Consider the following 24,339-nt stretch of genomic DNA (forward strand, 5'->3'; position numbering starts at 1 on the left):
GATAAATGATTGTTTTTACCAAATAACTAGCTGAATTCAAGGTATTTCGGCTTGTTTTTTTGATTATCAAGAAAACGTTTTCCTTATGGCTTGGGATTGTAGAGAATAACAAGGGAAAAGGAGCATGAGCATGAGAAGTTCGAGCGATATTGTTGTAATGGGAAATGAGGCTTCAAAGCAAACCGATTCAAATATTACGCTGAAAGAAAAGATGGGTTATGGATTCGGTGATTTTGCCAGCCAGTTGCTGTTTGCCGCCGCAATGACTTTTCTGTCCTACTTTTACACAGATGTAATCGGGATCAGCGCCGGGGTCATTGGTACTTTAATGCTAGTTGCGCGTGTACTGGATGCGTTTATTGATGTCGCGATTGGGGCTTTGATCGATAAAACGAAGAGCAGACACGGGAAAGCCCGTCCTTGGTTACTGTGGATGTCCGGGCCATTTGCGTTGTCTGGAATTCTCTTGTTCACGGTTCCAAGTGGAAATATGACGATCACTATTCTATACATTTACGTTACCTATCTGCTGATGAACATTATCTATTCCAGCATTAATGTCCCTTATGGTGTGCTTAATTCCATGATAACGCAGGATTCTTACCAGCGCTCTCTTCTTAATATTTTTCGTATGTCTCTGGCGAATATTGGTGCCTTGTTAATTAATTATTTCACCCTTCCGTTAGTGAAGTCGTTCGGCGGCGGTCAAAAGGGGTGGATTTTCACCTTTATTCTGTTTGGTTTGCTCGGAACCTTCTTATTTCTCGTTACCTTCTTCAGTACCAAAGAAAGGGTTACTCCATCTGTTGTACAGAAGCCAATTCCGTTTGGACGTGCTTTTGGAGCGCTGATGCGTAATAAGTATTGGAAATTGATTCTTGGGTTTGCTGTGGTCTATTTCATAAATAACTCACTGGGCACAGGTATGAATATTTACTACGCACGTTATGTGTTAAAAGACGCCAATCTGATTGGGGTGCTCGGCATATCCTTACTCCTTCCTTCCCTGCTTGGTTATCTGTTATTGCCACCCGTCGTCAAGCGGATCGGGAAACGAAATTCATCCATTATCGGAAGTATCCTCCTGATTGTGGGATCGCTTGTTATTGCCGTCAGTCCCGCAAGTCTTATGGCGGTCTGCCTGGGACTCGTTATTAAAGCGCTTGGACATGCCGCTATTCTCGGAACCTTCTTTGCCATGTTGTCAGATACCATTGAGTATGGCGAATGGAAGACAGGGATGCGCACCGAAGGACTGGTGTACAGTGCGGGTAGTTTCGGCACAAAAGCGGGAGGCGGTTTCGGAGCGGCACTCATCGGTTGGGGACTGGCATTGGGAGGATATGCTGGTGGACAAGCTACAATCAGTGCCACAGCGCTAGCGTCTATTCATTTCATGTTTATCTACGTTCCAATTATCTTGGCTGCCCTGCAAATTGTATTGCTGGCATTTTACAACCTAGATAAATTATTTCCCGGTATTGTCAAAGAGCTTGAATTCTTAAAAAACGCTAAATAAGGAGAGGAAAGCAAATGGAGAAGAAATGGTGGAAAGAAGCCGTATTCAAACCATTATCCACTAAAATTTTTCCTGAATTCTTTGCTTCCTTTTCAGTTTCTATTCTTTGAATCTCATATTTATCAGAACTACAAGGTAGGTCAACTAAGTTTATGAAGCTCATTGTCTGAGAAGCCCATACTTTAGGCTTAGGAAACGTTAGCTGAATTAAAGAGCGGTAGTCTAGAATTTAACTATGAAAACCAAGATGTTTTTTTCTTGACCAGTTTTAAAAAAAGGACTATAACATCAATCTTGATGATGTTATAGTCTTTTTTTGATAAGAAATTATTATTTTAACGAGGTCTACCTGAACGAAAACCACAAGAAGGACGTTCTGCAATGGACAATCGAATCATGTTGAATACCACGCTTATCAAGCTGAGAACTTTTAATGTCATCATTTTGTCCGGACGAGAACGGAATGAACAGGACAAAAGGCCAGTCTATTTTACAGATCCAGACGGACATAAGTATGAATTCCACACAGGACAATTGCGGGACCGCCTGGAATATTATAAAATGAAAAAGCATATGACTTTTTTTGAATGAGTAATTGTTATCGATATAAATGATATAAGTAATAAGTAAGTAATGATTGGGTTCGCATTTAGGAGGAATACGAAAGGATGTCACTGTCTCAGGAAAACGCTTCCAAGCAAGCGCAAGTCATTAAAACGATGACGGTTTTTGCAATCACTTGGCCGATCTTTATAGAGATGTTGTTTCACATTTTGATGGGTAGCGTGGATACGTTCATGCTAAGCCATGTTTCTGATGAGGTTGTATCGGCTGTGGGTGTGTCCAGACAGTTGATTGAATTTACGATTATACTTTTCAATCTGCTTGGTCTTGGTGTAGGTGTGATCATTGCTCAGCTATTGGGGGCGCAAAAGCATGTGGATGCAAGCCGTGTTACGGCTTCGGCACTAACCTTTAATCTGGTGTTTGGTCTGGCATTGAGCTTGATGTTTATTGTCAGTCGGGATTTTTTGCTATCCTTTTACCATATTACTCCGACGATTAAGGAAAATGCAGAGATTTATATGATGCTGGCAGGGGGTTCGCTGTTTCTGGAAGCGCTCATGCTAACCGCAGGTCCGGTTATTCGATCGCATGGTTTTACTAAAGATACGATGATCGTGGGCATTGGTATGAATATTTTACATATTGCAGGAAATGCATTGCTCATTTATGGCTGGTTTGGTCTGCCGCAGATGGGAGTGGCGGGAGCAGCGATTTCAACGGTTATTAGCCGTGTTGTAGCATGTGTCTGGATTTTTCTACTGCTGTACAAGCGTGTAAGTGCGCCGATTCGCATCCGGTATTATGTACAGCTACAATGGAGTAAGCTGGTAGCCATTCTGAAGATTGGTATTCCTGCCGGGCTGGAATGGTTGTCTTATCAGCTTAGCCAAATGATGGTGACCCGGTTTGTCAGCTTTATGGGTACAACGGCAATCGCAACCCATTTTTATTCGAATACAATTGTGTACTTTTTTATGGTATTTGGAATGGCTGTAGGGGAGGGGACGGAAATTATTGTTGCCCGCCTGATTGGAGCAGGAGACAAGGAAAAGGCCTATCATCAACTTTTACGGAGCCTGAAATGGTCTTTGATCATTACGATTGCTGTAATCGTGGTAGTATCCTTTTTCCGATATGAAGTGATGGCGATCTTTACAGATGAGCCGGCGATCATTCAATTAGGGGCAGCGATTTTGCTTTTCTGTATATTGCTGGAGCCGGGCCGAGTGTTTAATCATGTTGTCATTAACTCCTTGCGAGCAGCAGGAGATGTTCAGTTCCCGTTAATGATGGCCATAATTTCAATGTGGGGGATTAAAATCCCGTTAGCATATGTGCTGGGCATTCATATGGGATATGGAGTGCTGGGTGTGTGGATTGCACATGCCTGCGATGAGTGGGTACGAGGCATTTTCCACTATTTACGCTGGAAGGGCCGGAAATGGCAGCACAAATCGCTGTTATCCAAGGCTGAACTTCAGGCGGAATCCGTCTAAGGCTGATAGAGAACCTACAACAGACATTCTCCAAGTGAATTGGGGGATGTCTGTTTTTTTACAAAAATAAGCAAAATGGGGATGTTCAAAGTTTTCAAAAATTGCTAGAATATAGTAACCTCGAATGTAGTAGAGGTTTTCAAAGTTTCATAGTTTCAAAGACGGGTGGTTTCCGATTGAATCCATGAAGGAGGGAATAGGATGGAACGTAAAGTGCATATCATTCCTTACCAAGTGATCAAGCAGGAGCAACAAGTGAATGAAATACCGCGAGGTGTAGAGCTGATTCAGGCTCCTGCGGTATGGAACCAGACTCGAGGCCAAGGCGTGAAGGTGGCGGTGCTGGACACGGGCTGTGATTCGGACCATCCTGATTTGAAGGCGCGCATTATTGGCGGACGGAATTTCACGGATGATGATCAAGGTGATCCGGAAATTTTCAAGGATTATAACGGTCATGGCACGCATGTGGCAGGAACCATTGCGGCAGCAGAAAATGCGGATGGTGTCGTGGGTGTTGCTCCAGAGGCAGACCTGCTCATCATCAAAGTGCTAAACAAGCAGGGCTCCGGTCAATATGACTGGATTATTCAAGGCATCTATTATGCGATTGAGCAAAAGGCAGATATCATATCGATGTCACTTGGCGGTCCTGAAGATGTGCCAGAGCTGCATGAAGCAGTAAAAAAGGCTGTAGCTAGCCAAATCTTGGTCATCTGTGCAGCTGGAAATGAGGGAGACGGTGACGACAGAACGGACGAGCTCGGCTACCCCGGCTGCTATAATGAAGTGATTAGCGTAGGCGCTATCAATTTTGACAGGCACGCCTCAGAATTCAGTAATTCTAATAATGAGGTGGATTTGGTTGCACCCGGAGAAGATATTTTGTCCACCGTTCCGGGCGGCAAATATGCGACTTTTAGCGGAACTTCGATGGCTACTCCGCACGTAGCAGGTGCATTGGCGTTGATTAAGCAGCTGGTAAGTGCGAGCTTTGAGCGTGATCTCACCGAACCGGAATTATATGCACAACTCATCAAACGCACGATTCCACTTGGCAATTCTCCTAAGCTGGAAGGCAACGGTCTATTGTACTTGACGGCAGTAGAGGAGCTCTCGCGTATTTTCGACGCACAGCGTGTAGCAGGAATACTAACTGCAGGATCATTGAAGGTTAAATAAACCGTAACTTCGGATATATAGCGGCTCTCCTGTAAGGAGAGTCGTTTTTTTGGATTTTAAATCTTAGGAAAAACTCCATTTACATTGCATTCAAATGTCGGGTAACATATATCTCAAAGATAGGCATGAGTCAGAAGTGGAGGATTAATATGAACGATATCATGGCGCAAGCTGGCGAGCTTAGACGAACAGGGCAAGCAGAGGAAGCACGAAAGCTTCTTTTGAAGGCATTAGAACAGCAGCAAAATGATGCAGAATTGTGGTATCAGACCGCTTGGACACAGGAATGGACGAATTTCCGGATTACAGACCGTTTCGGGTATTTTACGTGATGGTATTATATAATCTGGGGGAATTCGGGAAAGCCATGCAGGAGCTGCTAATGGAGGTGGCTGAGACGACCTCGGATTTATCTACACAAGAGTACTCACGTGCCATTCAATATTATGCAGATAAACTGGATCAGATCGAGACATAGGTGGACCGGAGTGAGAGCATAAGCAGTAACGTATATATACGCTCGTACATAAAAAGATCACAGTCAGAGAGCAGTAATTCTCTTTCCTGACTGTGATCTTTTGCTGTTTATTGTTTGGCTATAGGGTCTGTAAATTGATGAGTTAAATAGCTGCGATTACTGCGCACCTTCAGTAACGGCGATTTCCTTCTCCAGGTTTTCTCTGGACAGGTTGGCCTTCAAGTAATCCGGGGTATCGGGCAGGACCAGGTGCAGATTGGATTTTTGACAAATGCGGATGGTGCACTTTTCGACGATAAAATCAAAGACATGCCCACCCCCAGTGCGTTCATCGTTAATAAAATGCAGATGAAATCCGGCTACCCCAATACCTTGAGCATAGGCAGGTGTCCAAAAACCTGTAATCACCCCAGAAGCGTCGTTAAAAGAGAACGTAGGCTGAGATTTGGTCGCTTCGATAAAAGGTTTGTAAGGCTTCACCTGGTGAGGGACGGTACGTGTCTTTACTTCACGAAAAGTGCCATCCATACGGAAGGCATAGAACAGATTACGGCTTGGAAACAACTTTAACAGCAGAGCTTCCAGCTCTTCACGATGCATGGGGCGGTCAATAGTATATGTGAAATCTTCATGGAAAAAGGTGACGGTGGAAAAAGGTGTGGTTTCTTCCGGTTTTACGCGATGGGCCGTACCGTCTGGAAGCAAGTGATAGAATTCACCATCGAACGCGATCATCTCGCCATTCAGTTGATCAAAGGTACCAATCCCAAAATCCCCGTGCTTTTGCAACTCCTCAAAGGCAACAACTCCGTCATAAAGACCATCTAATAGAGCGAGCATAGTGGACGTTTGGTAAATATCATGGTCAGTTTCTTGCTTGGTTTCCAGTCCTGCAACGGTCATGGTAATACACTTCCTTTTGTAATTGTATGCATTTATTTTCTTTCTTTTTCAATAATAAACGTAAATTTTCAGTAAATAACGAGAATAACTCAAAAAAATCATAAAAAATAACGTTTTGCTCCATAATTGTCACGAAAACGTCACGAGTAAGTCTTGGTAAAGGTTAGTTTAATTGATTTGGCAGCAGTTTACGTCCCAACTGGATATTATCTTGATAATTAATCGGGATATCAACAACCACAGGACCATCCGTATGAAGTGCCTGCTGCAATACACTTTCCAGTTCTTCAGGAGAGTGCACGCGTAATCCGGTGGCCCCGAAGCTTTCAGCATATTTCACTACATCAACATCTCCAAATTTTACACCGGAAGTTCTGCCATATTTAATCTGTTGTTGAAATGCGACCATGTCATAGGTACCATCTCTCCATACGATATGCACTAGCGGAGAGTTAAGACGTACAGCGGTTTCGAGCTCCATGGATGAAAACAGAAATCCTCCGTCTCCAGAAATAGAAACGACTTTTTGACCGGGGTTGACGAGTGTGGCAGCAATCCCCCAAGGCAGTGCTACGCCCAACGTCTGCATTCCGTTGCTGAATAGAAGGCGCCGCGGTTCATACGAACGGAAATATCGTGCCATCCAAATGTAGTGTGAACCAACATCACAGGTGACAGTGACATTATCGTCGATCAGGCTGCGCAGTGTACGAATAAATTGTAATGGATGAATCAGATAATCGTGACTGTGTACAGGAACAGCTTCTTGCTCGTTTAGATCATGACGAAGACGATTTAATTGGTCGCAGGAGGCTTTAGGTAGCTTTAAGGTAGGCAATTCTTCTGCAAGGCCACTCACAATTAGGGCTATATTCCCGATAAGCTCGTGATCAGGTTGATAATCATGATCAATATCTGCTTGATGATCATCCAGATGAATAAGGGTTCGGTTCGCAGGAATATTCCAGTTTTTTGGATCATATTCAATAGGATCATAGCCAATCGTCAGTACCAGATCTGCCGCTCCAAGAAGCATGTCACCCGGCTGATTATGGAACAGACCGACTCTCCCAAAATAGTGGCTTTCCAGCTCCCGGGAAATGGCTCCAGCGGCCTGAAAGGTTTCAACCACAGGCAAATCCGTGTTTCGAATCAGTGCACGGATGGCTGCTGTAGCTTCGGGTGTGCTGGCTTTCATACCGAGAAGGAGTACGGGCAGCTTGGCTTTTTTGATTTGGCCTGCAACTTGTTTGATGAGCTCGGCGGGTGCGGTTCCAAGCTGGGGAAGGGAAACCTTCTCAATGGCGGTTACTTCGGATGACGAAGTCAACACGTCCTGCGGCAGACTGACAAATGTGGCTCCAGGCTGGGCTGAGGTCGCAATCCGAAATGCATTAGTAATTGCTTCCGGTACACTATCAGGATGTTCTACTTCTACACTGTACTTGGTGATGGGTTCGAAAAGTCCGGCGTTATCCATAGATTGATGCGTGCGTTTCAGGCGTTCTGATCTTGGGACTGCACCAGCAATGGCGACGACAGGATCACTCTCTGCATTAGCGGTGACAAGTCCTGTCGCCAAGTTAGACGCGCCTGGACCGGAAGTAACAATGCATACGCCCGGTTTACCTGTTAAACGACCGACCGCTGCTGCCATAAAGGCGGCATTTTGTTCATGACGGCATATGATCAATTCTGGACCCCGATCTTGAAGAACATCAAAAACAGAATCGATCTTGGCACCTGGAATGCCAAAAATATGCGTAACCCCTTGCTTGATCAAACAATCGACAACAAGGTCGGCTCCTTTTGTATCGGATTTGGTTTTAGTTTTAGTTTGAACAGCTTGAACTTTGGTACTCAATGCTACCACCTCTTCTTTTCATCTTTGAAATAAACCAATGAAATACTTTCAATGTAAAACAATGGATGTATATTACAATTATAATGCAATAACTGGTATTTTCAAGAAAGAAATTTTCTGAAAAAAAGAGAAAAACACATAAAACGTTTTCAAAGTTTGATTTATCGGGGAAAATTAAAAATTGTAGAATTTTCTTTTGGTATCAGCTATCGGGAAAATATAGAACAGATCTGCTCCAAATGGCAGTAGGCCATTTTTTTTATTCGCTCACATGATAAAAATCACTTTCGTCTACAAAGGATAGCGGTTACAATGTAATTGTTGTTAACGTAAACATTAAATTTAAAGTGAAGTAATCCGGCTTGAAATGATGTGCAGGTATCGTATTACAGCTATATCATCTTGCCTAATCACGAGATCTGCTATGTGGTGGAGAATGCTATTATTGAAAACGAGTACAGTACAAGCATTTTTGTTAACGTTAACAATTTGTTGAGAAACACGATTATAGAAGGGATGAGAAAGTAATGACTAAAGCGTTTTTAGACGAAAACTTTTTGTTGAGCAATCCAACGGCTGAAATCTTGTATCATCAGTACGCCAAGGATATGCCGATTATTGACTATCATTGTCATTTAAGTCCACAAGAAATTTATGAAAATAAAGCGTTCAAGAATATTACGGAAGCTTGGTTGTACGGAGACCATTACAAGTGGAGACTTATGCGGGCCAATGGGGTTGAGGAACGCCTGATTACGGGGGATGGCGAAGATTATGACAAGTTTATGGCTTGGGCCAAAACCGTACCTACACTAATCGGCAATCCGCTGTACCATTGGACGCATTTGGAGCTTCAACGCTTTTTTGGTGTCTTTGAGCTGCTGAATGAACAGAACGCACCAGTGATCTGGGAAAAGGTAAACCAAAAGCTGCAGGGAAAAGGCTTTGGCGCACGTGATCTGATTGTGAACTCGAAGGTAACTGTGGTGTGCACCACGGATGATCCGACAGACCATCTCGAATACCACAAACAAATCAGCAAGCTGACCGATTTCCCAGTCGCAGTGTTGCCAAGCTTTCGTCCCGACAAGGCTTTGGAGATAAATCGCGAAACTTTCCGGCCTTGGGTGGCTCGGTTGGGTGAAGTCAGCGGACTGGATGTTTCTGGCCTGGAAGGATTTTTGAATGCGCTGGCGAGCCGGGTGCGCCATTTCCATGCTGCCGGAGGCCGAGTATCTGATCATGCGCTGGATACTGTAGTCTATGAAGAAACGACACGGGAGGAAGCTGCAGCCATATTCAATAAGGCGCTGGAGGAAGGCCATGTGACTCCTTTAGAGGAGGCGAAATATAAATCGTACGTTCTGGTTTTCCTTGGCAAACAGTATGCAGAACATGGCTGGGCTATGCAATACCATATCCACGCACTGCGTAATAACAACACTACTATGTTCCGTCAATTGGGACCGGATACAGGCTACGATGCCGTAAATGATGGCTCTATCGCTCGTCCATTGGCGGCATTGCTGGACGCACAGGAGCTGGCAGGAGGATTACCGAGAACCATTTTGTATTCGCTTAATTCGGTTGATTATCCAGTACTGGCAAGTCTCGCGGGTTGTTTCCAATCCGGTGGAAATGTGGGGAAAATCCAGTTTGGCACGGCATGGTGGTATAACGACCATATCGAAGGTATGCAGGAGCAGATGAAGTTGCTGGCTAACTACGGGGTGCTGTCCCGCTTTATTGGTATGCTGACGGATTCCCGCAGCTTCCTCTCCTACACACGCCATGAATATTTCCGCCGTATACTCTGTGACTTAATTGGAACGTGGGTTCAGGAGGGTAAGGCGCCTGAGGATCTGGAGCTGCTCGGAGCCATGGTACAAAACATTTGCTACAACAACGCCGAGCAATATTTTAATTTCCCAACGGTTGTTCATAGTAAGTGAAACTACGCCCTAAGGCGAGGACTCACTAACTTCATAAGAAAGGGCTCTTACCGGGAGCTTGTTTCAAAACTCCCGGTAAGAGCAATTAAAAATAAAATAGTTATCAACTGAGGATTTTGCAAAATCCAGAACTAATTTTGTGAAATTAATTACAAACAAAGAGGAGTGTGTAGGTATGGGAGTGCCTATCGTGCAGGAGAACGTCCAAACTGACAACAAGACAGGCGAGCATATTAGCCTGAAAGAAAAGATTTCGTATGGTATGGGTGACTTTGGAAACGGATTCATGTTTGATTTGGGGCAGTTGTATTTGCTGAAATTTTTTACAGATGTAGCAGGGGTTTCTGCAGGAGCCGCCGCAGGCATTTTCTTGGTCAGCAAGCTATTTGCCGCCGTCTGTGATCCCATTGTCGGGTCCTTTGTTGATTATCGCAAACATATCGGTACACGTGGAAAATTTAGACCTTTTCTTATTGTTGGAAGCGTTATCCTTGCAATTCTTACGGTTCTAACCTTTATATCGCCGAATATTTCACCCACAGGAAAACTCATTTACGCCTATGCGTCCTATATGATCTGGGGGATCGGCTACTCTATTGTAAATATTCCATACGGCTCGCTAGGTGCCGCTATTACACAGGATACTCATCAGCGTGCTTCATTGTCATCTTTCCGTCAGGCGGGATCGCTGGGCGCATTATTCGTCACCAGTGTCGTTGTCATGCCGCTTATTTTACTATTTCCTAACCACCATGTTGGCTATCCGGTTGTGATGGGGATTATGTCACTCATTGGTGTGATCGCTTTCATCATATGTTACCGAGGAACGAAAGAACGTATTATTAGCCAGTCCGGGCCAAAAGAGAAGCTATCTATAGGCGTTATTGTGCATACTTTTACGAATAACAAGCCTTTGCTGGTGCTCGTTTTGATGACGATTTTCACTATATCCGCGTACAATATTAAGTCCGCTCTGCTGATCTATTTTGCCGAATATAACTTGGGGCATGTAGAGTTAATGGCTTATATGAATTTTATTATTATCGGTTCGTCGCTACTGGGTGTATTGTTCCTGCCCAAGCTGGTACGGCGTTTCGGTAAACGAAAAACAGCCATACTGGGGATGCTGGTTAGTGTCATTGCCGACTCCATTAACTTTTTTATGCCTTCAAATGTATACATTTTCACAATCCTGGCCAGTATTTCGTTCATTGGTATTAGTATTCCTAATGGGGTGACCTGGGCATTCGTGTCCGATATTATTGATTATGGCGAATGGTCATCCGGGGAGCGTAAGGAAGGGATTACTTACTCGTTATTTAACTTTTCACGTAAGTTGGCTCAATCCTTGTCTGGCTTTCTATCGGGTATTGGACTAGCGCTCATCGGGTATGTTCCGAATGTGGTTCAGTCCTCTGGAACCCTGCTTGGGATCAAAGCATTACTTTGTCTCTATCCGGCTGTTGCCCTGGCTTTGGCCATGCTGGTCATCGGTAAAATGTACAAGCTGACGGACAGCAGACATGCAGAAATGGTTCAAGAATTACAGCGTCGACATGCGGACAACCGCGTATAATTTGTGAAAGTCTTCTTTTCCGGGCGGCTCCTGTGGTATGGTGGGTATATAATTTTTTTAGAGCCTCACTAAGGAAAGGATACGTATATGGCAGCTACCATTAAAGACATTGCCAAATTGGCTAATGTTTCCCATACAACCGTCTCCCGGGCGCTCAATAACAGCCCGCTGATTAAAGAAGATACGAAACGCAAAATTATGGAGTTGGCAGAGCAACTCAATTACATTCCAAATTTTAATGCCAAAAGCCTAGTTCTCCAGCGCTCGCATACGATTGGCCTGTTTTTCACCAGTATTTCAGAAGGCACCAGCTCCAGTTTTTTTGCCGATACCATCCGCGGTGTTAATCATGTCATTGGGGTAGATTACAATCTGTTTGTGCGAGGAATTGACGATTACGCTGATTTTTCGGCCATACACCGCAAGCGTTTTGATGGTATCATTCTGATGAGCCAGAGCGAGGCGGACAACCCTTTTATTTATCATGTGCTCGGTCAAGGCATTCCGCTTGTTGTTCTGAATCGGCAGGTGTCCGGGGCGGGGATTGTAAACGTGATTTCTAATGATAAAGAAGGGTCCTATGAAGCGGTCTCCTTTCTCGTTGAAAGTGGGCATGAACGCATTGCGATCATCGAAGGGGTAGAAGGCTTCAAGTCTACCCAGCAACGCCGCGAGGGTTTTATGAATGCGTTGATTGATAGTGGTAAGCCCATTCGACATGAATATATCGTGCAAGGTCATTATGATACTGAAAGTGGTAGCCAGGCAATGAAGCAATTGCTTTCCTTGCAGGAGCCGCCGACAGCGGTATTTTGCTCTAACGATGATATGGCTATTGGGGCAATGAATGCGGTATTCGAAAACGGCTTGAAGGTACCAGAGGATATCTCTGTCATTGGTTTTGACGATATCGGGTTCTCAATGTATACGACTCCACCGTTAACAACAGTCAAAAGACCGATTGAACAGATTAGCGAGCGCGGAGCCGCCTGCATTCTGGAACGAATTCAGTCACCGTCCAATGAGGGCGAGCTTATATTTATGGAGACCGCGCTCATGAAGCGGAAATCAACGGCAGGCAGACCACACTAAGTTTCGTTTGATTAACAGGCAGGCCAAAGGGGCAGAAACCATGCGAGACTTATGGTTTCTGCCCCTTTTAGGCTGAAATGCGTTCTGCTTCGTCTATATTTAACGAAAGAGATTGGTTTTAGCCAGTTCTACAATCTCGTCACCACGTCCGTTTAGCATCGCTTTCATCATCCACAGTGTAAATCCTTCTGCTTGTTTAAGATTAATTTTGGGTGGCATGGATAGCTCCTGGCGGTTCACCACCACGTCTACCACAACAGGGCCATCATGAGCCAATGCTTGCTGAATGGCATCTTCCAGCATGGTCGGATCTTCAACCCGGATGCCCTTGAGTCCCATGGCTTGCGCTACAGCACCAAAATCAGGATTCACCAGTTCAGTACCGTTTTCCAGAAATCCGGCCGCTTTCATTTCCAGCTCGACAAAACCGAGAGCGCCATTATTGAAAACAATGACTTTGATAGGCAGATGATGCTGCTTCAGGGTGAGCAGGTCGCCCATCAGCATCGTGAGTCCGCCATCGCCTGAGAGGGCAATCACTTGTCGGTCAGGCTCAGTGGCCTGTGCTCCAATCGCTTGTGGTAACGCATTTGCCATCGTACCATGGTTGAACGATCCGAGAAGCCGGCGCTGACCGTTCATCTGCAAATAACGCGCCGCCCATACAGTGGGAGTACCGACATCACAGGTGAAAATAGCATTTTCCTGCGCGGCGTCACTGATGACCTTGGCGAGATATTGCGGATGGATCGGCGTATGACCTGGTTTACCGACAGCAAGGTCATCCAACTCCTGGCGTACCTTGGTATAGTGGGAGACGGTTTTCTCTAGATGCTTGGAATCATGCTCTGATGTTAAATGCGGTAGCAGCATTTCCAACGTGGCTTTTACATCCCCACATAAACCATACGTTAACGGAGTACGTCTGCCAAGATGGGCTGGCTCTATATCTACCTGTAGGACAATCGCATCTTCAGGGTAAAATTGTCTGTAAGGGAAGTCTGTTCCGAGCATAAGTAGGACGTCACAATCCATCATCGCATGGTACCCGGAAGAATACCCGATCAGTCCCGTTAATCCAGCATAATAAGGGTTGTCATACTCCAGATATTCCTTGCCTCGCAGAGCGGATACCATGGGGGATTTTAACTTGTCACATAGCTGCATGAGCAATTCATGAGATTGTGAACAGCCGGCGCCGCATAGTAGCGTAATTCGTTTGCCTTGATTCAAATATTCGGCCAGTCGGGAAATTTCGGAAGCTGACGGATGCACTACAGGTGTAGTGGGATGGTAGACATGTTCAGGGACGGGTACCTTTTCCGCCCCCAATGCTGCTACATCACCGGGAAGAACAATGACGGAGACACCTGAACGTGAAACTGCCTGTTGAATGGCCATGGTCACCGTTCTGGGAATTTGACGCGGTGTCGTAATAACTTCACAGAAGTGACTGCATTCTCCGAAAAGATGTTCAGGATGCGTCGCTTGAAAATATTCGCTTCCGATTTCGTCGCTTGGAATGTGAGCGGCAATAGCCAGTACAGGCACACGATTGCGGTGACAATCATATAAACCATTAATCAGATGCAAATTTCCGGGACCACTGCTTCCGGCACATACAGCAATGCTGCCACTAAGGTCAGCATCCGCTCCGGCTGCAAAGGCAGCCACTTCTTCGTGCCTTACATGAATCCATTCGATTTGACCATTGCTGCGAATGGAATCCACCATATTATTTAGAGAATCTCCAACAATGCCATAAATCCGCTTGACCCCTGCATTGACCAAAACTTGTACAATAGTATCTGCAATTGTCTTCATAGATGTTCCTCCTGCCTAGTAAGTAGTGTTATCCTGCCCGTGCTTTCTTGCGTCTATTCTCCTGAAAAGTATATAAGGACAAGGTCTCGGATAGGGTGATAGTTAGCCTTAACCGTCTTGGCTCAGCAGCGAAACAACAGAAAGAGGTCCATATACTTGCTGGTTGTTATGCAAAACTCTTATGTTAACGTGTTCATATTATTGTCATTATTATTTTTATAAAGTAAAAATGTTGAGAAAACTATTTTGTTAACGTGTGCATTATGCTAAAATAACGTTGAAATCATTATGGTAATAGTGGGAGGATACTCCGGATGAAAAAAGTAGATGCATTAGATCAATTAAACAGAAAAAGCTTTATCGTTACAGACCCGCATCCTGTGAGGGTGATGCAATTCGGGGAAGGGAACTTTCTGCGTGCTTTTGTAGACTGGCAATTTGACAAAATGAATAAGCTGGCAGAATGGAATACGGGAGTTGTGATTGTACAACCGCAGCCAGGAGGCCTCGTGGAGAAGCTTAACGAGCAGGATGACCTGTATACGGTTATTCTTGAAGGGATTAAGGATGGGAAGGCCATGAAGGAGCATACCGTTGTGGAGTGCGTCTCTCGTGGGATTAATCCGTACGGCTCGGACTTTTTGGAGTATGAAGCACTATCCCAAAAGCCGGAGCTGCGTTTTGTTGTGTCGAATACGACGGAAGCGGGGATCGCTTATGCCCCAGACGATCAGCTAGAAGATCGTCCGCAAAAGAGCTTCCCGGGCAAACTGGCTGCCTTTCTGTATAAGCGCTTTCAATTTTTTGGGGGCGATCAGAGCAAGGGATTGGTCATCATTCCATGCGAGCTCATCGACCGTAATGGAGACGCTCTCAAGGAAATCGTACTGAAATATGCGGACCAATGGAAGCTTGGAGCTGAGTTTATTGCATGGATAGAGGAAGCAAATACGTTCTGCAACAGTTTGGTGGATCGAATTGTACCTGGTTATCCCAAAGACCGAATTCATGAAATCCAAGCGGAATTGGGTTACAAGGACGATTTGGTTGTTGTGGGCGAACAGTATCATTTATGGGTTATTGAAGGGCCACAGTGGCTTAAAGAGGAATTACCTGCTCATTTGGCCGGATTGAATGTCCTGATTGTCGACGATATGGCGCCATATCGTACACGGAAAGTGCGTATTTTGAATGGAGCACATACGGCGCTTACACCTGTAGCTTATTTATATGGCCTGGACACAGTGGGGCAGGCGGTTGAGCATGATATTATGGGCAGTTTTATCCAGTCGCTGATTCGAGAAGAAATTATTCCGACGCTGGACTCACCAGAAGCGGAATTGAATGTATATGCCGACGATGTTATTGAGCGGTTCCGTAATCCATATGTAAGTCATTATGTTATGAGTATTGCGTTGAATTCGGTGTCAAAGTTCAAGACACGGAACTTGCCATCCTTGCTCCAGTATGTAGAACAACGTAAGGAGCTGCCTGCCAAAATCGTGTTTTCACTGGCGTCCTTACTCGTATTTTACCGGGGTGATAGAAATGGCGAGTCGATTGCGTTGGCAGACGAAGCTGAAGTGTTGAGCACGTTTGGTGAACTGTGGAGTAAATATGACGGTACTCTCGCCGGGGCGAAGCAATTGACTGAGCGGGTACTCGGCAAGCAAACATGGTGGGGACAAGATTTGAACCAGATCGAAGGGCTGGCTGAACAAACGGCACAGCACGTGTATGAAATTACAAGCAGAGGAATGAAGGAGACGCTCGATTCTCTAACCGGGAACAGCGTGCCCAGAGCATAAGCAAGGAGGAAACCGGAATGCTGGAATTCATTCAAATTCATAATCAAGATAACGTGGCTGTCGCCTTGCGTGATTACAAGCAGGGAGAAACACTGGCATGGGGAGCACAAGAAGAACAACGGGTGGAGCTAGCCGAGGATGTAGCACGTGGGCATAAAATCGCCTTGCAGGATATACCTGTAGGTGGGCATGTTCTGAAATACGGATATCCCATCGGTCATGCCATTCAGCCCATTCAGGCAGGTCAGCATGTGCATACGCATAATACGAAGACGAACCTGACAGGCGTAGAAGAGTACACTTATAAGCCTAAGCCAGCTCCTCATATATATGAACAGGAGAGTCGTACGTTTCAAGGGTTTCGGCGAAAGGACGGTCGTGTGGGGATTCGCAATGAGTTGTGGATTGTGCCGACGGTCGGCTGTGTGAACGGGATCGCTGAACTTATTTTAAACCGTTTCAAGCAGGAAGTGGGAGATATTTCACCTTTTGAAAATGCACTTGTGCTCAAGCATAACTATGGTTGTTCTCAGTTGGGTGACGATTATGCACATACGCGCACGATTTTGATCGATGCCGTGAAACATGCGAACGCAGGTGGCGTACTTGTACTGGGTTTGGGCTGTGAAAACAATGAAATGAAAGAATTTAAGGAAGCCATCGGGGAATATGATTCGGAGCGGGTAAAGTTTTTGCTTTCCCAAGATGTGTCGGATGAAGTAGAGGAAGGGGTAAGGTTGCTTCATGAAATTTTTGCGGCCGTGCAAGAAGATCGGCGGGAACCTGTACCATTGTCTGAGCTGAACATCGGCTTGAAATGCGGTGGATCTGATGGCTTATCGGGTATTACTGCCAACCCACTACTCGGACGATTGTCGGATTATATGGCAGCGCAAGGTGGAACAACGGTATTGACAGAAGTACCTGAAATGTTCGGCGCGGAAACGATTTTAATGGAGCGCGCTGCCGATGAGCAAGTATTTGGTAAGATCGTACATCTGATTAACGATTTCAAACAATATTTTCTGGATTACAAGCAGCCAGTATACGAAAATCCGTCACCGGGCAATAAAGCAGGGGGCATTACGACGCTGGAGGATAAATCACTGGGCTGTACGCAAAAATCCGGGTCTTCCACGGTCACTGATGTCATTCAGTACGGGGAACGTCTCAAGACCAAGGGACTCAACCTGCTCAGCGCGCCGGGCAACGATCTAGTGGCATCTTCAGCTCTCGCCGCAGCGGGCTGCCAACTCGTCATTTTCACAACTGGACGCGGTACGCCGTTTGGCTCCTTTGTTCCGACGATGAAGGTATCAACCAACTCGCCGTTATATAAGGCTAAACCTCATTGGATCGACTATAACGCCGGTTCATTGGTGGAGGATGTCAGTATGGAAGATGCGCTCCGCAACTTTGTCGATTACATCGTCGATGTAGCCAGCGGAACATGGGTGAACAATGAGAAAAACAATTTCAGGGAGCTCGCTATTTTTAAAAACGGTGTTACGTTGTAAAAGGCTGTAGTCTAAGGGAGGCGGAATTACTCCGCTTCCTTTTTTGTGTTTGTATGCTTCTAAATAGGCATGTTAGACTTACTGCAAAACATGCAATATCGATATTTAAATAAGGGGGAAGTACCGTGCAAAATGAAATTGTTGCTTATCGGGAAGAAAATCATGATCAACTCGTTGATATTTGGCAGCGGGCTGTACGCCGGACGCACACATTTTTGGCGGAAGAGGACATTCAATTTTATCATCATATCGTACGCAATGGTGTTTTAAGAGAACTTGAAGTTTGGATGGAATGGAATACAAGTCAAGAACCAACAGGTTTTATCGGGCTGGACGGATTAAAAATAGAGATGCTGTTTGTGGACCCTGAACACCATGGGCAGGGCATAGGCAGCCGACTCATCCAGCATGCTGAAAAAATAAAAGGGAAACACCTCAAAGTGGACGTGAATGAGCAGAACGAGAAAGCGTATGCCTTCTACAGACATTACGGCTTTGTACAAACGGCGCGTTCTGCACTGGATGGATCAGGTAGGGCATTTCCTTTGCTTCACATGGAATTGAACAAGTGAACGATCTACTTTCGTTGGTATTTTAAAAATGGAATATATTATCATAATGCACTTGTCATATGTTTGAATTCATGGTATAACTTAATTACGTAATAAATACGTAATTAAGTTATTTTTAGTTAGGGTTTAGAGCTTGCTTTTGTTTGGTGAATATAAAAAGTCAGACAAGGAGGCGGGAATAGTGGATGATCTTGTTCACTCCGACATCACAGATCTAGACACACTTGTCAACATGATTAAGCTGTCTTTTTCATTTGCGGACGGTGCCAATATGATTGCTTTATGCGACCGGCTGTATAGCCATGTCAACCAAAAGTATCAGGAATTGCAGCTCTACAAAGCGCGCAAGAAACCTATACAACCCATACATACCAAACGGCCGCTAGTCTACTACTACGGCTACAGTCATCTCATGAAAGGCATGGCTTTCCAAAAACAGGGCAAGTATGAGGCCGCTCGCGATTGCATCGAAAAATATGCAGAATTGGGCTGGTTTAATGGTCTTGATCAATATGGGGAAGCAGAGGTGGAATATTACCGCTATGCTGCCAGAGCTAATTTGTATGCCCTTGATATTTTGTCAGGCCATGCCGAAGTGTTGCAGGAATATATCCAATTTCTTCGTAACAATCCGGAAGAGCTGTTACCGGGGCTTCTTTCCATCGTTGAGGGAGCGTCGAGATACGACTATTCTTTAGAGGCTGTGCTGGAATCATTTGCCGAACAAATTGAAGGTTTTAAATATTTTGAAGAGCCTGTGAATGTATCTTATTATTTTCGCTTCTGCTATCAACTGGCTCTTTACTATATCAAGCAACAACAGTTTACGGTTGCGTTGGGCTATATCCTGCAATCTCTCATGCTGTCCGATACCCTGGGTATGGAACATGAACATGAGTTTAGGAAATGTACCGCTGTATTTGAAATTTTCAGATCCCAAGCTACAGCAACACAGCAAGACCAATATATAACTATTTTAAAAGGAGTGTTAAAGGATGAAAAAATTGATTTCACGCTCTCTGTCGCTCAGTCTGTTTAGTTTGCTAGTGTTTGTTACAAGTCATGATCTCATCACGGTGTTTTATCATGGAGCCAATCATTAAGAAGGCAGAAGTACAGTAGAAAATTAGTTGTTTTAGCAGGTAGGCAGTTGATTGGAAAATATGATGTGGAAGTACACCCAATAGCAAGTAGGCTCATTTAGGTCAGGGCTTACTTGCTATTTGGCGTATGATGAAGACCGATCATACCGTATATATAACGCGGTACATGTCCCAACAATATTTAAGCTGTCGTAGGTTTATGCAGCAAACCCTGTTCTGACGGATGCAATGAAATCCTTGTCTGTTGGTAAACCGGGAATGGTTCTTCCGTACTGTATGATCTGCTTTTTAACGCTGCATCCAGTGCCCGTAGCAAGGAACCTATAAATTGCTCTGGAGAAAAGAAAATGCTTTTTCCGACCATATGAATGTGAAGCTCGTTATGGTCACGGTTGCTTACGGACAGCAATATACCTTGACCTTGAAAACCCGTACCGATGGCGCGTATTTTGTTTATACCCGAGAGTAACATTTCCGTCTTCACCGCACGCCCCTGTTCCTCCACAAATACAGAAATCAGGCGTTTGTCTGTAACGATAACAATTTGGTTACCCCGAAATGTATGACTCAGGTGTAGAAAATCTTTATATACACCAATAGTCTGCTCATGCGGAGAAACAATCCCCATCCGTACAAACTCCTCCAGCTCAGTGACATCGGGTTCCTGATGATTTTTAATTCGTTTTTTGATACTGAACTGAATAGTCAGGATACCCAAGATAGCAATGAGAAAAGCACTAAGTCGGACGTTAAATATAAAGAACATCAGGACAATAAGGCCGCCTACTAACCACTGTCCCCAAGTTAGATAGCGCAGCTTTTGTTGTACCGTACGGCGATAATAACCGTAGCCCTTTCCCGGTTGATACTCTTTAGTAAACTTCGTCATACCACGCATCATGGTTAACCCATAGATTGATAAGACTGTCATCCCGAGTGACAGGAGCGTCATAAGCCATTCCTGAGCTGCAATGCCAACTAAAGTACACAGACCAAACATGATGAGCCCCGCCCAGCAAGCAAACTTTTTAATTCGAACCTGTTTCTGAATCGAACGAACCAATTCTTCCATTCTTAATCCTCCTGATCTAGGTATATAGGTAATGATTGGAATCACATATAGTCTTATCGTACCATCTGATAGTCTTTTTCGTAAATTAATAGATGTAAAAATCCAAAGTATGGAAGAAAATTCTCGCCTATAGTCAGATCCCCACCTGAACTTTAGATACCAAAATCAAAAAATCCAGTACTACTCATACGAAGCAGAAGCCTTTAAAATAATAAATGTAAGTGCTTACATTACAAAGAAAGGAGGTCTTCGTATGAGTACAGGAGGGAAAAATCCGCAGCCACAGCCGCCGGTTCGATCGGGAAGAGGAGCATCACTAGCGCGCAAATGGGTTCAACAAAGACATTTGCAGACTATGGCGCTGCTTGGGGTGGTATGGATGATTATTTTCCATTACATTCCGATGTACGGTATTTTAATTGCGTTCAAACATTTTGACATCATTGGAACCATATCAAGCGCACCTTGGGCAGGGTTAGAGCATTTTCGGGCCTTTTTGGAGGATGATAACTTTTGGTACATTGTCAAAAACACACTGGGCATTAGCCTGCTCAAGCTGGCGATCGGGTTTCCGTTACCTATTGTATTTGCTCTGTTTCTGAATGAGATTCGGTCTACACGGTTCAAAAAATCTATTCAGACCATTTCGTACCTTCCGCACTTTTTATCTTGGGTCATTCTTGGCGGGATCTTAACGACGTGGCTGGCAGATACCGGGATGATCAATCAACTGTTGCTAGCCTGGGGGTGGATTGACCAGCCGATCAGTTATTTGGCAGAGCCGAGCTATTTTTGGGCTATCGTCGTTAGCTCGGATATCTGGAAAGAGCTTGGATGGTCAGCTATTATCTATTTGGCAGCCATGGCGGGGGTATCTACGGACATGTACGAAGCGGCCACCATTGACGGGGCCGGACGGTTTCAGAAAATGTGGTACGTCACACTTCCCGCTATCAAGGGGACCATATCCATTTTGTTTATTTTGGCGGTCAGCGGCATATTGAACTCCAACTTCGATCAAATTCTCGTCCTGCGTAACTCGCTGAATGAAAGTGCAAGTAATGTAGTTGATATTTATGTATATCAGGTGGGCATTCAGCAGGGCCGTTTCTCGTATTCTACCGCGGTGGGTTTGCTGAAATCGGTTCTTGCTCTCATTTTGCTGCTAATTGCCAATTCGGTGACCAAACGGGTGAATAATACATCCCTATTTTGAAGGAGGACGGGTGCATGCAGCTATTGCAACGTAGAACAGCAGGCGAAGCGATATTCGATTTCATGAACAACGTCTTCATGCTGATCATTTGTTTTGTGACATTGTATCCCGTGTGGTATGTGCTGGTGAACTCCTTTAACGAAGGAGCAGACGCTATGCGGGGTGGCATTTACTGGTGGCCGAGAGTCTTCAGTCTGGGCAGCTATCAGGCCGTATTTGCTAACAACGGTATTATGACTGCGATGGGAGTGACTATTGCCAAGACGCTTATCGGCACGATTGTTCATGTGTTTTTTACCGCTATGATTGCATATGCATATTCCCGTAAGGAGCTGATCGGGCGCAAGCTGTATATGCTGATTGGTACCATTACCCTGTTTTTCGGTGGGGGATTGATTCCAACGTATTTGCTGATTCGTGATCTCGGACTGCTGGACAGCTTTTGGGTGTACATCATTCCTGCGATGTTCAGCTTTTTTGATCTTATTATTTTTATGGCTTTTTTCCGAGAACTGCCGGATGCACTGGAAGAGGCGGCGAAAATAGACGGTGCGAATGATTTCGGTATCTTCTGCCGAATCGTGCTCCCTGTATCCATGCCGGTAGTAGCGACGATTGCGTTGTTTCATGGGGTATACCAGTGGAACGATTATTTTACCGGAATGATCTATATTAATAATACGGATCTTCAGCCGATTCAGACGTATTTGTACCGGGTTGTTGCCCAATCCAGCTCTAATCAAATGATGGCTGCTGCACCGGGGGGCGTTGCCCAGTCCGTCACTTCGCAATCGATCAAGCTGGCGACGATGGTCGTGACGACACTGCCCATTGTACTGGTATATCCTTTTCTGCAGAAGTATTTCGTCAAGGGTCTGATGATCGGATCGATCAAGGGTTAGCACATCATCCAAGGGGGAGATTTATGATGAACATTCGCAAATGGCAGAAAGGGCTGTTGGCCGTCGTGCTGCTGATAGGACCGCTCGCGGGGTGTACGTCCGGTGGAAGTGGCGCTGTCACGGAATTGAAGGACGAGAAAACTAAGGCTTCGGCAGATACGCCAGGCTGGAAGGCGGATACAGAGCCGATTACGTTTGACTGGTATTTGAATTTTTCCTGGTTCCCGAACAAGTGGGGAACGGATATGACCTCGAAGTATGTGACGCAAAAGACTGGGGTCAGCGTTAATTTTATCGTACCCGCAGGGAATGAAAATGAAAAACTGAATACCATGCTCGCCTCGGGCAAACTGCCTGATTTTGTCACGCTCAGTTGGGGGGAAGATGCGATCAAAAAAATGATCGAGGGCAAGATGGTGCTCCCACTTAACAAGTTGGCTGAGAAATATGATCCATATCTGATTAAAGTGGCAGACCCAGCTAAAATGTCATGGTATCGTCAAACGGACGGGAATGTATATGGGTATCCTAACGCGTCCTCTTCACCACAGGATTACCAAAAATACGGCCAAAATTTTGTCTCCAATCAAACGTTTATGGTTCGGAAGGATATGTACGAGGCGATTGGCAAGCCGGATATGAGAACACCAGAGGGATTCCTGAAAGCGCTTCAAAAAGCAAAGGAGAAATTCCCGGAGATAAACGGTCAACCGCTGATCCCGATAGGGTTCCACGAATTTACGGATAACGGAAATTATTCTTTTGAAGACTATTTACTTAATTTTTTAGCCGTTCCACATGAGAAGGACGGAAAGCTGTACGACCGTCGATCGGACGAAGAGTACATTCGCTGGCTCAAAACATTCCGTCAAGCCAATGAGCAGGGTCTGATCGCCAAGGACGTATTTATCGACAAACGTCCGCAAATGGAGGAGAAGGTGGCACAGGGACGGTATTTTGCCATGCTATATCAGCGCTCTGATTTTGCTACACAACAGGTGACGTTGCATGCGAAAGATCCCAACTCCGTCTACATTGCGGTGGATGGACCTTCCAACAGTAAGCTGGACCCGCCGACGCTGGCCGGGCCGGGCATTTCCGGGTGGACGGTGACGCTTATTTCGAAGGATGTCAAAGACAAGGAGCGGGCTATTGAATTTCTGACTTATCTGATTAGCGAGGAAGGGAATCGTGATCTGTATCTAGGGGAGCAGGGAAAGCTGTGGGACACAGTTAACGGTAAGCCAGCCTTCAAGCCGGAGGTACTGGAGCTGCTGAACAAGGATCGGTCTGCATTTGACAAAAAGTATGGCGCCTCCTTCACTTTCTGGATGCTGATGGATACAAATATGAATTTGCAGTGGGCGCCGCCCAGTGTCGAGCCGTATAAGCAGCCTGAAGATTGGACGAAAGGCAAGACCCACAGTTTCTCTCAATATGAGAATATCAAACCGACCGGAACCTCGGCAGAAGGCATTGCGTCAGGCCAGATAGACAAAATTTGGGGCAAGGCATTACCGAAACTGTTGCTGGCTTCCTCGGATGAGGAGTTCGATCGGCTGTTTGCCCGCTTTTTGGAAGACCGCAGAAAAGCAGGCTATGACAAGGTATTGGCTTATCAGCAAAAAGCCTATGAGGAAAACCTTAAGAAAATTGAACAGTTCACCAAATGATTTAATTCAATAACTTAATCTAT

Annotated in this window: 19 protein-coding genes and 1 pseudogene; 16 read left to right on the forward strand and 4 right to left on the reverse strand. The window is 45.1% G+C overall.

What is annotated here, in order from left to right; all coding sequences use genetic code 11:
• The first annotated feature begins 130 nt into the window (after nt 1-130).
• From MKX46_RS00610 to MKX46_RS00635, 6 genes and pseudogenes are all read left to right on the forward strand, one after another.
• Nucleotides 131-1,519, forward strand: a complete 1,389-nt coding sequence (locus tag MKX46_RS00610) for an MFS transporter (RefSeq protein ID WP_039273459.1) — start codon at nt 131-133, stop codon at nt 1,517-1,519.
• 432 nt (nt 1,520-1,951) lie between these two features.
• Nucleotides 1,952-2,110 (forward strand): annotated as a pseudogene (locus tag MKX46_RS00615) (metallothiol transferase FosB); the annotation flags it as partial.
• A gap of 77 nt (nt 2,111-2,187) precedes the next feature.
• Nucleotides 2,188-3,582, forward strand: coding sequence for an MATE family efflux transporter (locus tag MKX46_RS00620; protein WP_029519068.1), 1,395 nt, complete (start codon nt 2,188-2,190; stop codon nt 3,580-3,582).
• Between the two features lie 201 nt (nt 3,583-3,783).
• Entirely contained in the window at nt 3,784-4,764 is a 981-nt protein-coding gene (locus MKX46_RS00625; RefSeq protein WP_029519069.1) for a S8 family peptidase, read from the forward strand.
• Nucleotides 4,765-4,913: 149 nt separating this feature from the next.
• Complete coding sequence (locus MKX46_RS00630) at nt 4,914-5,096, forward strand: tetratricopeptide repeat protein (RefSeq protein ID WP_029519070.1); 183 nt, start codon at nt 4,914-4,916, stop codon at nt 5,094-5,096.
• Nucleotides 5,093-5,242 carry a hypothetical protein gene (locus MKX46_RS00635; RefSeq protein WP_239645263.1) on the forward strand — a complete coding sequence of 50 codons (150 nt, stop codon included), beginning with the start codon at nt 5,093-5,095 and terminating at the stop codon, nt 5,240-5,242. The genes MKX46_RS00630 and MKX46_RS00635 overlap by 4 nt, the downstream gene beginning before the upstream one ends.
• A 156-nt stretch (nt 5,243-5,398) precedes the next feature.
• On the opposite strand, the gene budA is transcribed toward MKX46_RS00635, so the two are convergent.
• Together budA and alsS are read right to left on the reverse strand one after the other, a co-directional pair.
• A complete protein-coding gene (gene budA / locus MKX46_RS00640; RefSeq protein WP_029519072.1) occupies nt 5,399-6,145 on the reverse strand; it encodes an acetolactate decarboxylase in 747 nt (248 codons plus the stop codon).
• Between the two features lie 163 nt (nt 6,146-6,308).
• Nucleotides 6,309-8,018, reverse strand: a complete 1,710-nt coding sequence (gene alsS, locus MKX46_RS00645; RefSeq protein ID WP_029519073.1) for an acetolactate synthase AlsS — start codon at nt 8,016-8,018, stop codon at nt 6,309-6,311.
• A 518-nt stretch (nt 8,019-8,536) separates the two neighbouring features.
• Here alsS and uxaC point away from each other — a divergent pair.
• The 3 genes from uxaC (at nt 8,537) to MKX46_RS00660 (ending at nt 12,629) form a co-directional block, all read left to right on the forward strand.
• Nucleotides 8,537-9,961 carry a glucuronate isomerase gene (uxaC, locus tag MKX46_RS00650; protein ID WP_029519075.1) on the forward strand — a complete coding sequence of 475 codons (1,425 nt, stop codon included), beginning with the start codon at nt 8,537-8,539 and terminating at the stop codon, nt 9,959-9,961.
• 175 nt (nt 9,962-10,136) lie between these two features.
• Entirely contained in the window at nt 10,137-11,537 is a 1,401-nt protein-coding gene (locus tag MKX46_RS00655) for an MFS transporter (protein ID WP_029519077.1), read from the forward strand.
• 87 nt (nt 11,538-11,624) lie between these two features.
• Entirely contained in the window at nt 11,625-12,629 is a 1,005-nt protein-coding gene (locus MKX46_RS00660) for a LacI family DNA-binding transcriptional regulator (RefSeq protein WP_029519078.1), read from the forward strand.
• Nucleotides 12,630-12,728: 99 nt separating this feature from the next.
• Here the strand turns inward: MKX46_RS00660 and poxB are convergent, their stop codons facing one another.
• Nucleotides 12,729-14,453 carry a ubiquinone-dependent pyruvate dehydrogenase gene (gene poxB, locus MKX46_RS00665; protein WP_029519080.1) on the reverse strand — a complete coding sequence of 575 codons (1,725 nt, stop codon included), beginning with the start codon at nt 14,451-14,453 and terminating at the stop codon, nt 12,729-12,731.
• A 314-nt stretch (nt 14,454-14,767) separates the two neighbouring features.
• Here poxB and MKX46_RS00670 point away from each other — a divergent pair, with 314 nt between their 5' ends.
• The 4 genes from MKX46_RS00670 to MKX46_RS00685 all read left to right on the forward strand — a co-directional run bounded on the left by MKX46_RS00670 (nt 14,768) and on the right by MKX46_RS00685 (nt 19,389).
• Nucleotides 14,768-16,261, forward strand: a complete 1,494-nt coding sequence (locus tag MKX46_RS00670; RefSeq protein ID WP_029519081.1) for a tagaturonate reductase — start codon at nt 14,768-14,770, stop codon at nt 16,259-16,261.
• Between the two features lie 17 nt (nt 16,262-16,278).
• Nucleotides 16,279-17,778 carry a UxaA family hydrolase gene (locus MKX46_RS00675; protein ID WP_341070761.1) on the forward strand — a complete coding sequence of 500 codons (1,500 nt, stop codon included), beginning with the start codon at nt 16,279-16,281 and terminating at the stop codon, nt 17,776-17,778.
• Nucleotides 17,779-17,903: 125 nt separating this feature from the next.
• Nucleotides 17,904-18,350 carry an acetyltransferase gene (locus tag MKX46_RS00680; protein ID WP_029519084.1) on the forward strand — a complete coding sequence of 149 codons (447 nt, stop codon included), beginning with the start codon at nt 17,904-17,906 and terminating at the stop codon, nt 18,348-18,350.
• A 181-nt stretch (nt 18,351-18,531) separates the two neighbouring features.
• Nucleotides 18,532-19,389, forward strand: a complete 858-nt coding sequence (locus MKX46_RS00685; RefSeq protein ID WP_029519086.1) for a hypothetical protein — start codon at nt 18,532-18,534, stop codon at nt 19,387-19,389.
• Between the two features lie 245 nt (nt 19,390-19,634).
• Here MKX46_RS00685 and MKX46_RS00690 read toward each other — a convergent pair whose 3' ends face one another.
• Entirely contained in the window at nt 19,635-20,525 is an 891-nt protein-coding gene (locus tag MKX46_RS00690) for a hypothetical protein (protein ID WP_029519087.1), read from the reverse strand.
• Nucleotides 20,526-20,778: 253 nt separating this feature from the next.
• Between MKX46_RS00690 and MKX46_RS00695 the strand changes: the two genes are divergently transcribed.
• From MKX46_RS00695 to MKX46_RS00705, 3 genes are read left to right on the forward strand one after another with little or no spacing between them, the layout of a single operon-like run.
• Nucleotides 20,779-21,741, forward strand: a complete 963-nt coding sequence (locus MKX46_RS00695; RefSeq protein WP_029519088.1) for an ABC transporter permease — start codon at nt 20,779-20,781, stop codon at nt 21,739-21,741.
• A 14-nt stretch (nt 21,742-21,755) separates the two neighbouring features.
• A complete protein-coding gene (locus tag MKX46_RS00700) occupies nt 21,756-22,643 on the forward strand; it encodes a carbohydrate ABC transporter permease (RefSeq protein WP_029519089.1) in 888 nt (295 codons plus the stop codon).
• A gap of 26 nt (nt 22,644-22,669) precedes the next feature.
• A complete protein-coding gene (locus MKX46_RS00705) occupies nt 22,670-24,316 on the forward strand; it encodes an extracellular solute-binding protein (protein ID WP_029519090.1) in 1,647 nt (548 codons plus the stop codon).
• Nucleotides 24,317-24,339 lie beyond the last annotated feature (23 nt).

The organism is Paenibacillus sp. FSL P4-0113 (assembly GCF_038009305.1).
Taxonomy (GTDB): Bacteria; Bacillota; Bacilli; order Paenibacillales; family Paenibacillaceae; genus Paenibacillus; species Paenibacillus polymyxa_D.

Coding starts and splice junctions, on each gene's coding strand:
- MKX46_RS00610 (WP_039273459.1), top strand. CDS start 131: ATGAGAAGTTCGAGCGATATTGTTGTAATGGGAAATGAGGCTTCAAAG.
- MKX46_RS00620 (WP_029519068.1), top strand. CDS start 2,188: ATGTCACTGTCTCAGGAAAACGCTTCCAAGCAAGCGCAAGTCATTAAA.
- MKX46_RS00625 (WP_029519069.1), top strand. CDS start 3,784: ATGGAACGTAAAGTGCATATCATTCCTTACCAAGTGATCAAGCAGGAG.
- MKX46_RS00630 (WP_029519070.1), top strand. CDS start 4,914: ATGAACGATATCATGGCGCAAGCTGGCGAGCTTAGACGAACAGGGCAA.
- budA (WP_029519072.1), bottom strand. CDS start 6,145: ATGACCGTTGCAGGACTGGAAACCAAGCAAGAAACTGACCATGATATT.
- uxaC (WP_029519075.1), top strand. CDS start 8,537: ATGACTAAAGCGTTTTTAGACGAAAACTTTTTGTTGAGCAATCCAACG.
- MKX46_RS00655 (WP_029519077.1), top strand. CDS start 10,137: ATGGGAGTGCCTATCGTGCAGGAGAACGTCCAAACTGACAACAAGACA.
- MKX46_RS00660 (WP_029519078.1), top strand. CDS start 11,625: ATGGCAGCTACCATTAAAGACATTGCCAAATTGGCTAATGTTTCCCAT.
- poxB (WP_029519080.1), bottom strand. CDS start 14,453: ATGAAGACAATTGCAGATACTATTGTACAAGTTTTGGTCAATGCAGGG.
- MKX46_RS00670 (WP_029519081.1), top strand. CDS start 14,768: ATGAAAAAAGTAGATGCATTAGATCAATTAAACAGAAAAAGCTTTATC.
- MKX46_RS00675 (WP_341070761.1), top strand. CDS start 16,279: ATGCTGGAATTCATTCAAATTCATAATCAAGATAACGTGGCTGTCGCC.
- MKX46_RS00690 (WP_029519087.1), bottom strand. CDS start 20,525: ATGGAAGAATTGGTTCGTTCGATTCAGAAACAGGTTCGAATTAAAAAG.
- MKX46_RS00695 (WP_029519088.1), top strand. CDS start 20,779: ATGAGTACAGGAGGGAAAAATCCGCAGCCACAGCCGCCGGTTCGATCG.
- MKX46_RS00700 (WP_029519089.1), top strand. CDS start 21,756: ATGCAGCTATTGCAACGTAGAACAGCAGGCGAAGCGATATTCGATTTC.
- MKX46_RS00705 (WP_029519090.1), top strand. CDS start 22,670: ATGAACATTCGCAAATGGCAGAAAGGGCTGTTGGCCGTCGTGCTGCTG.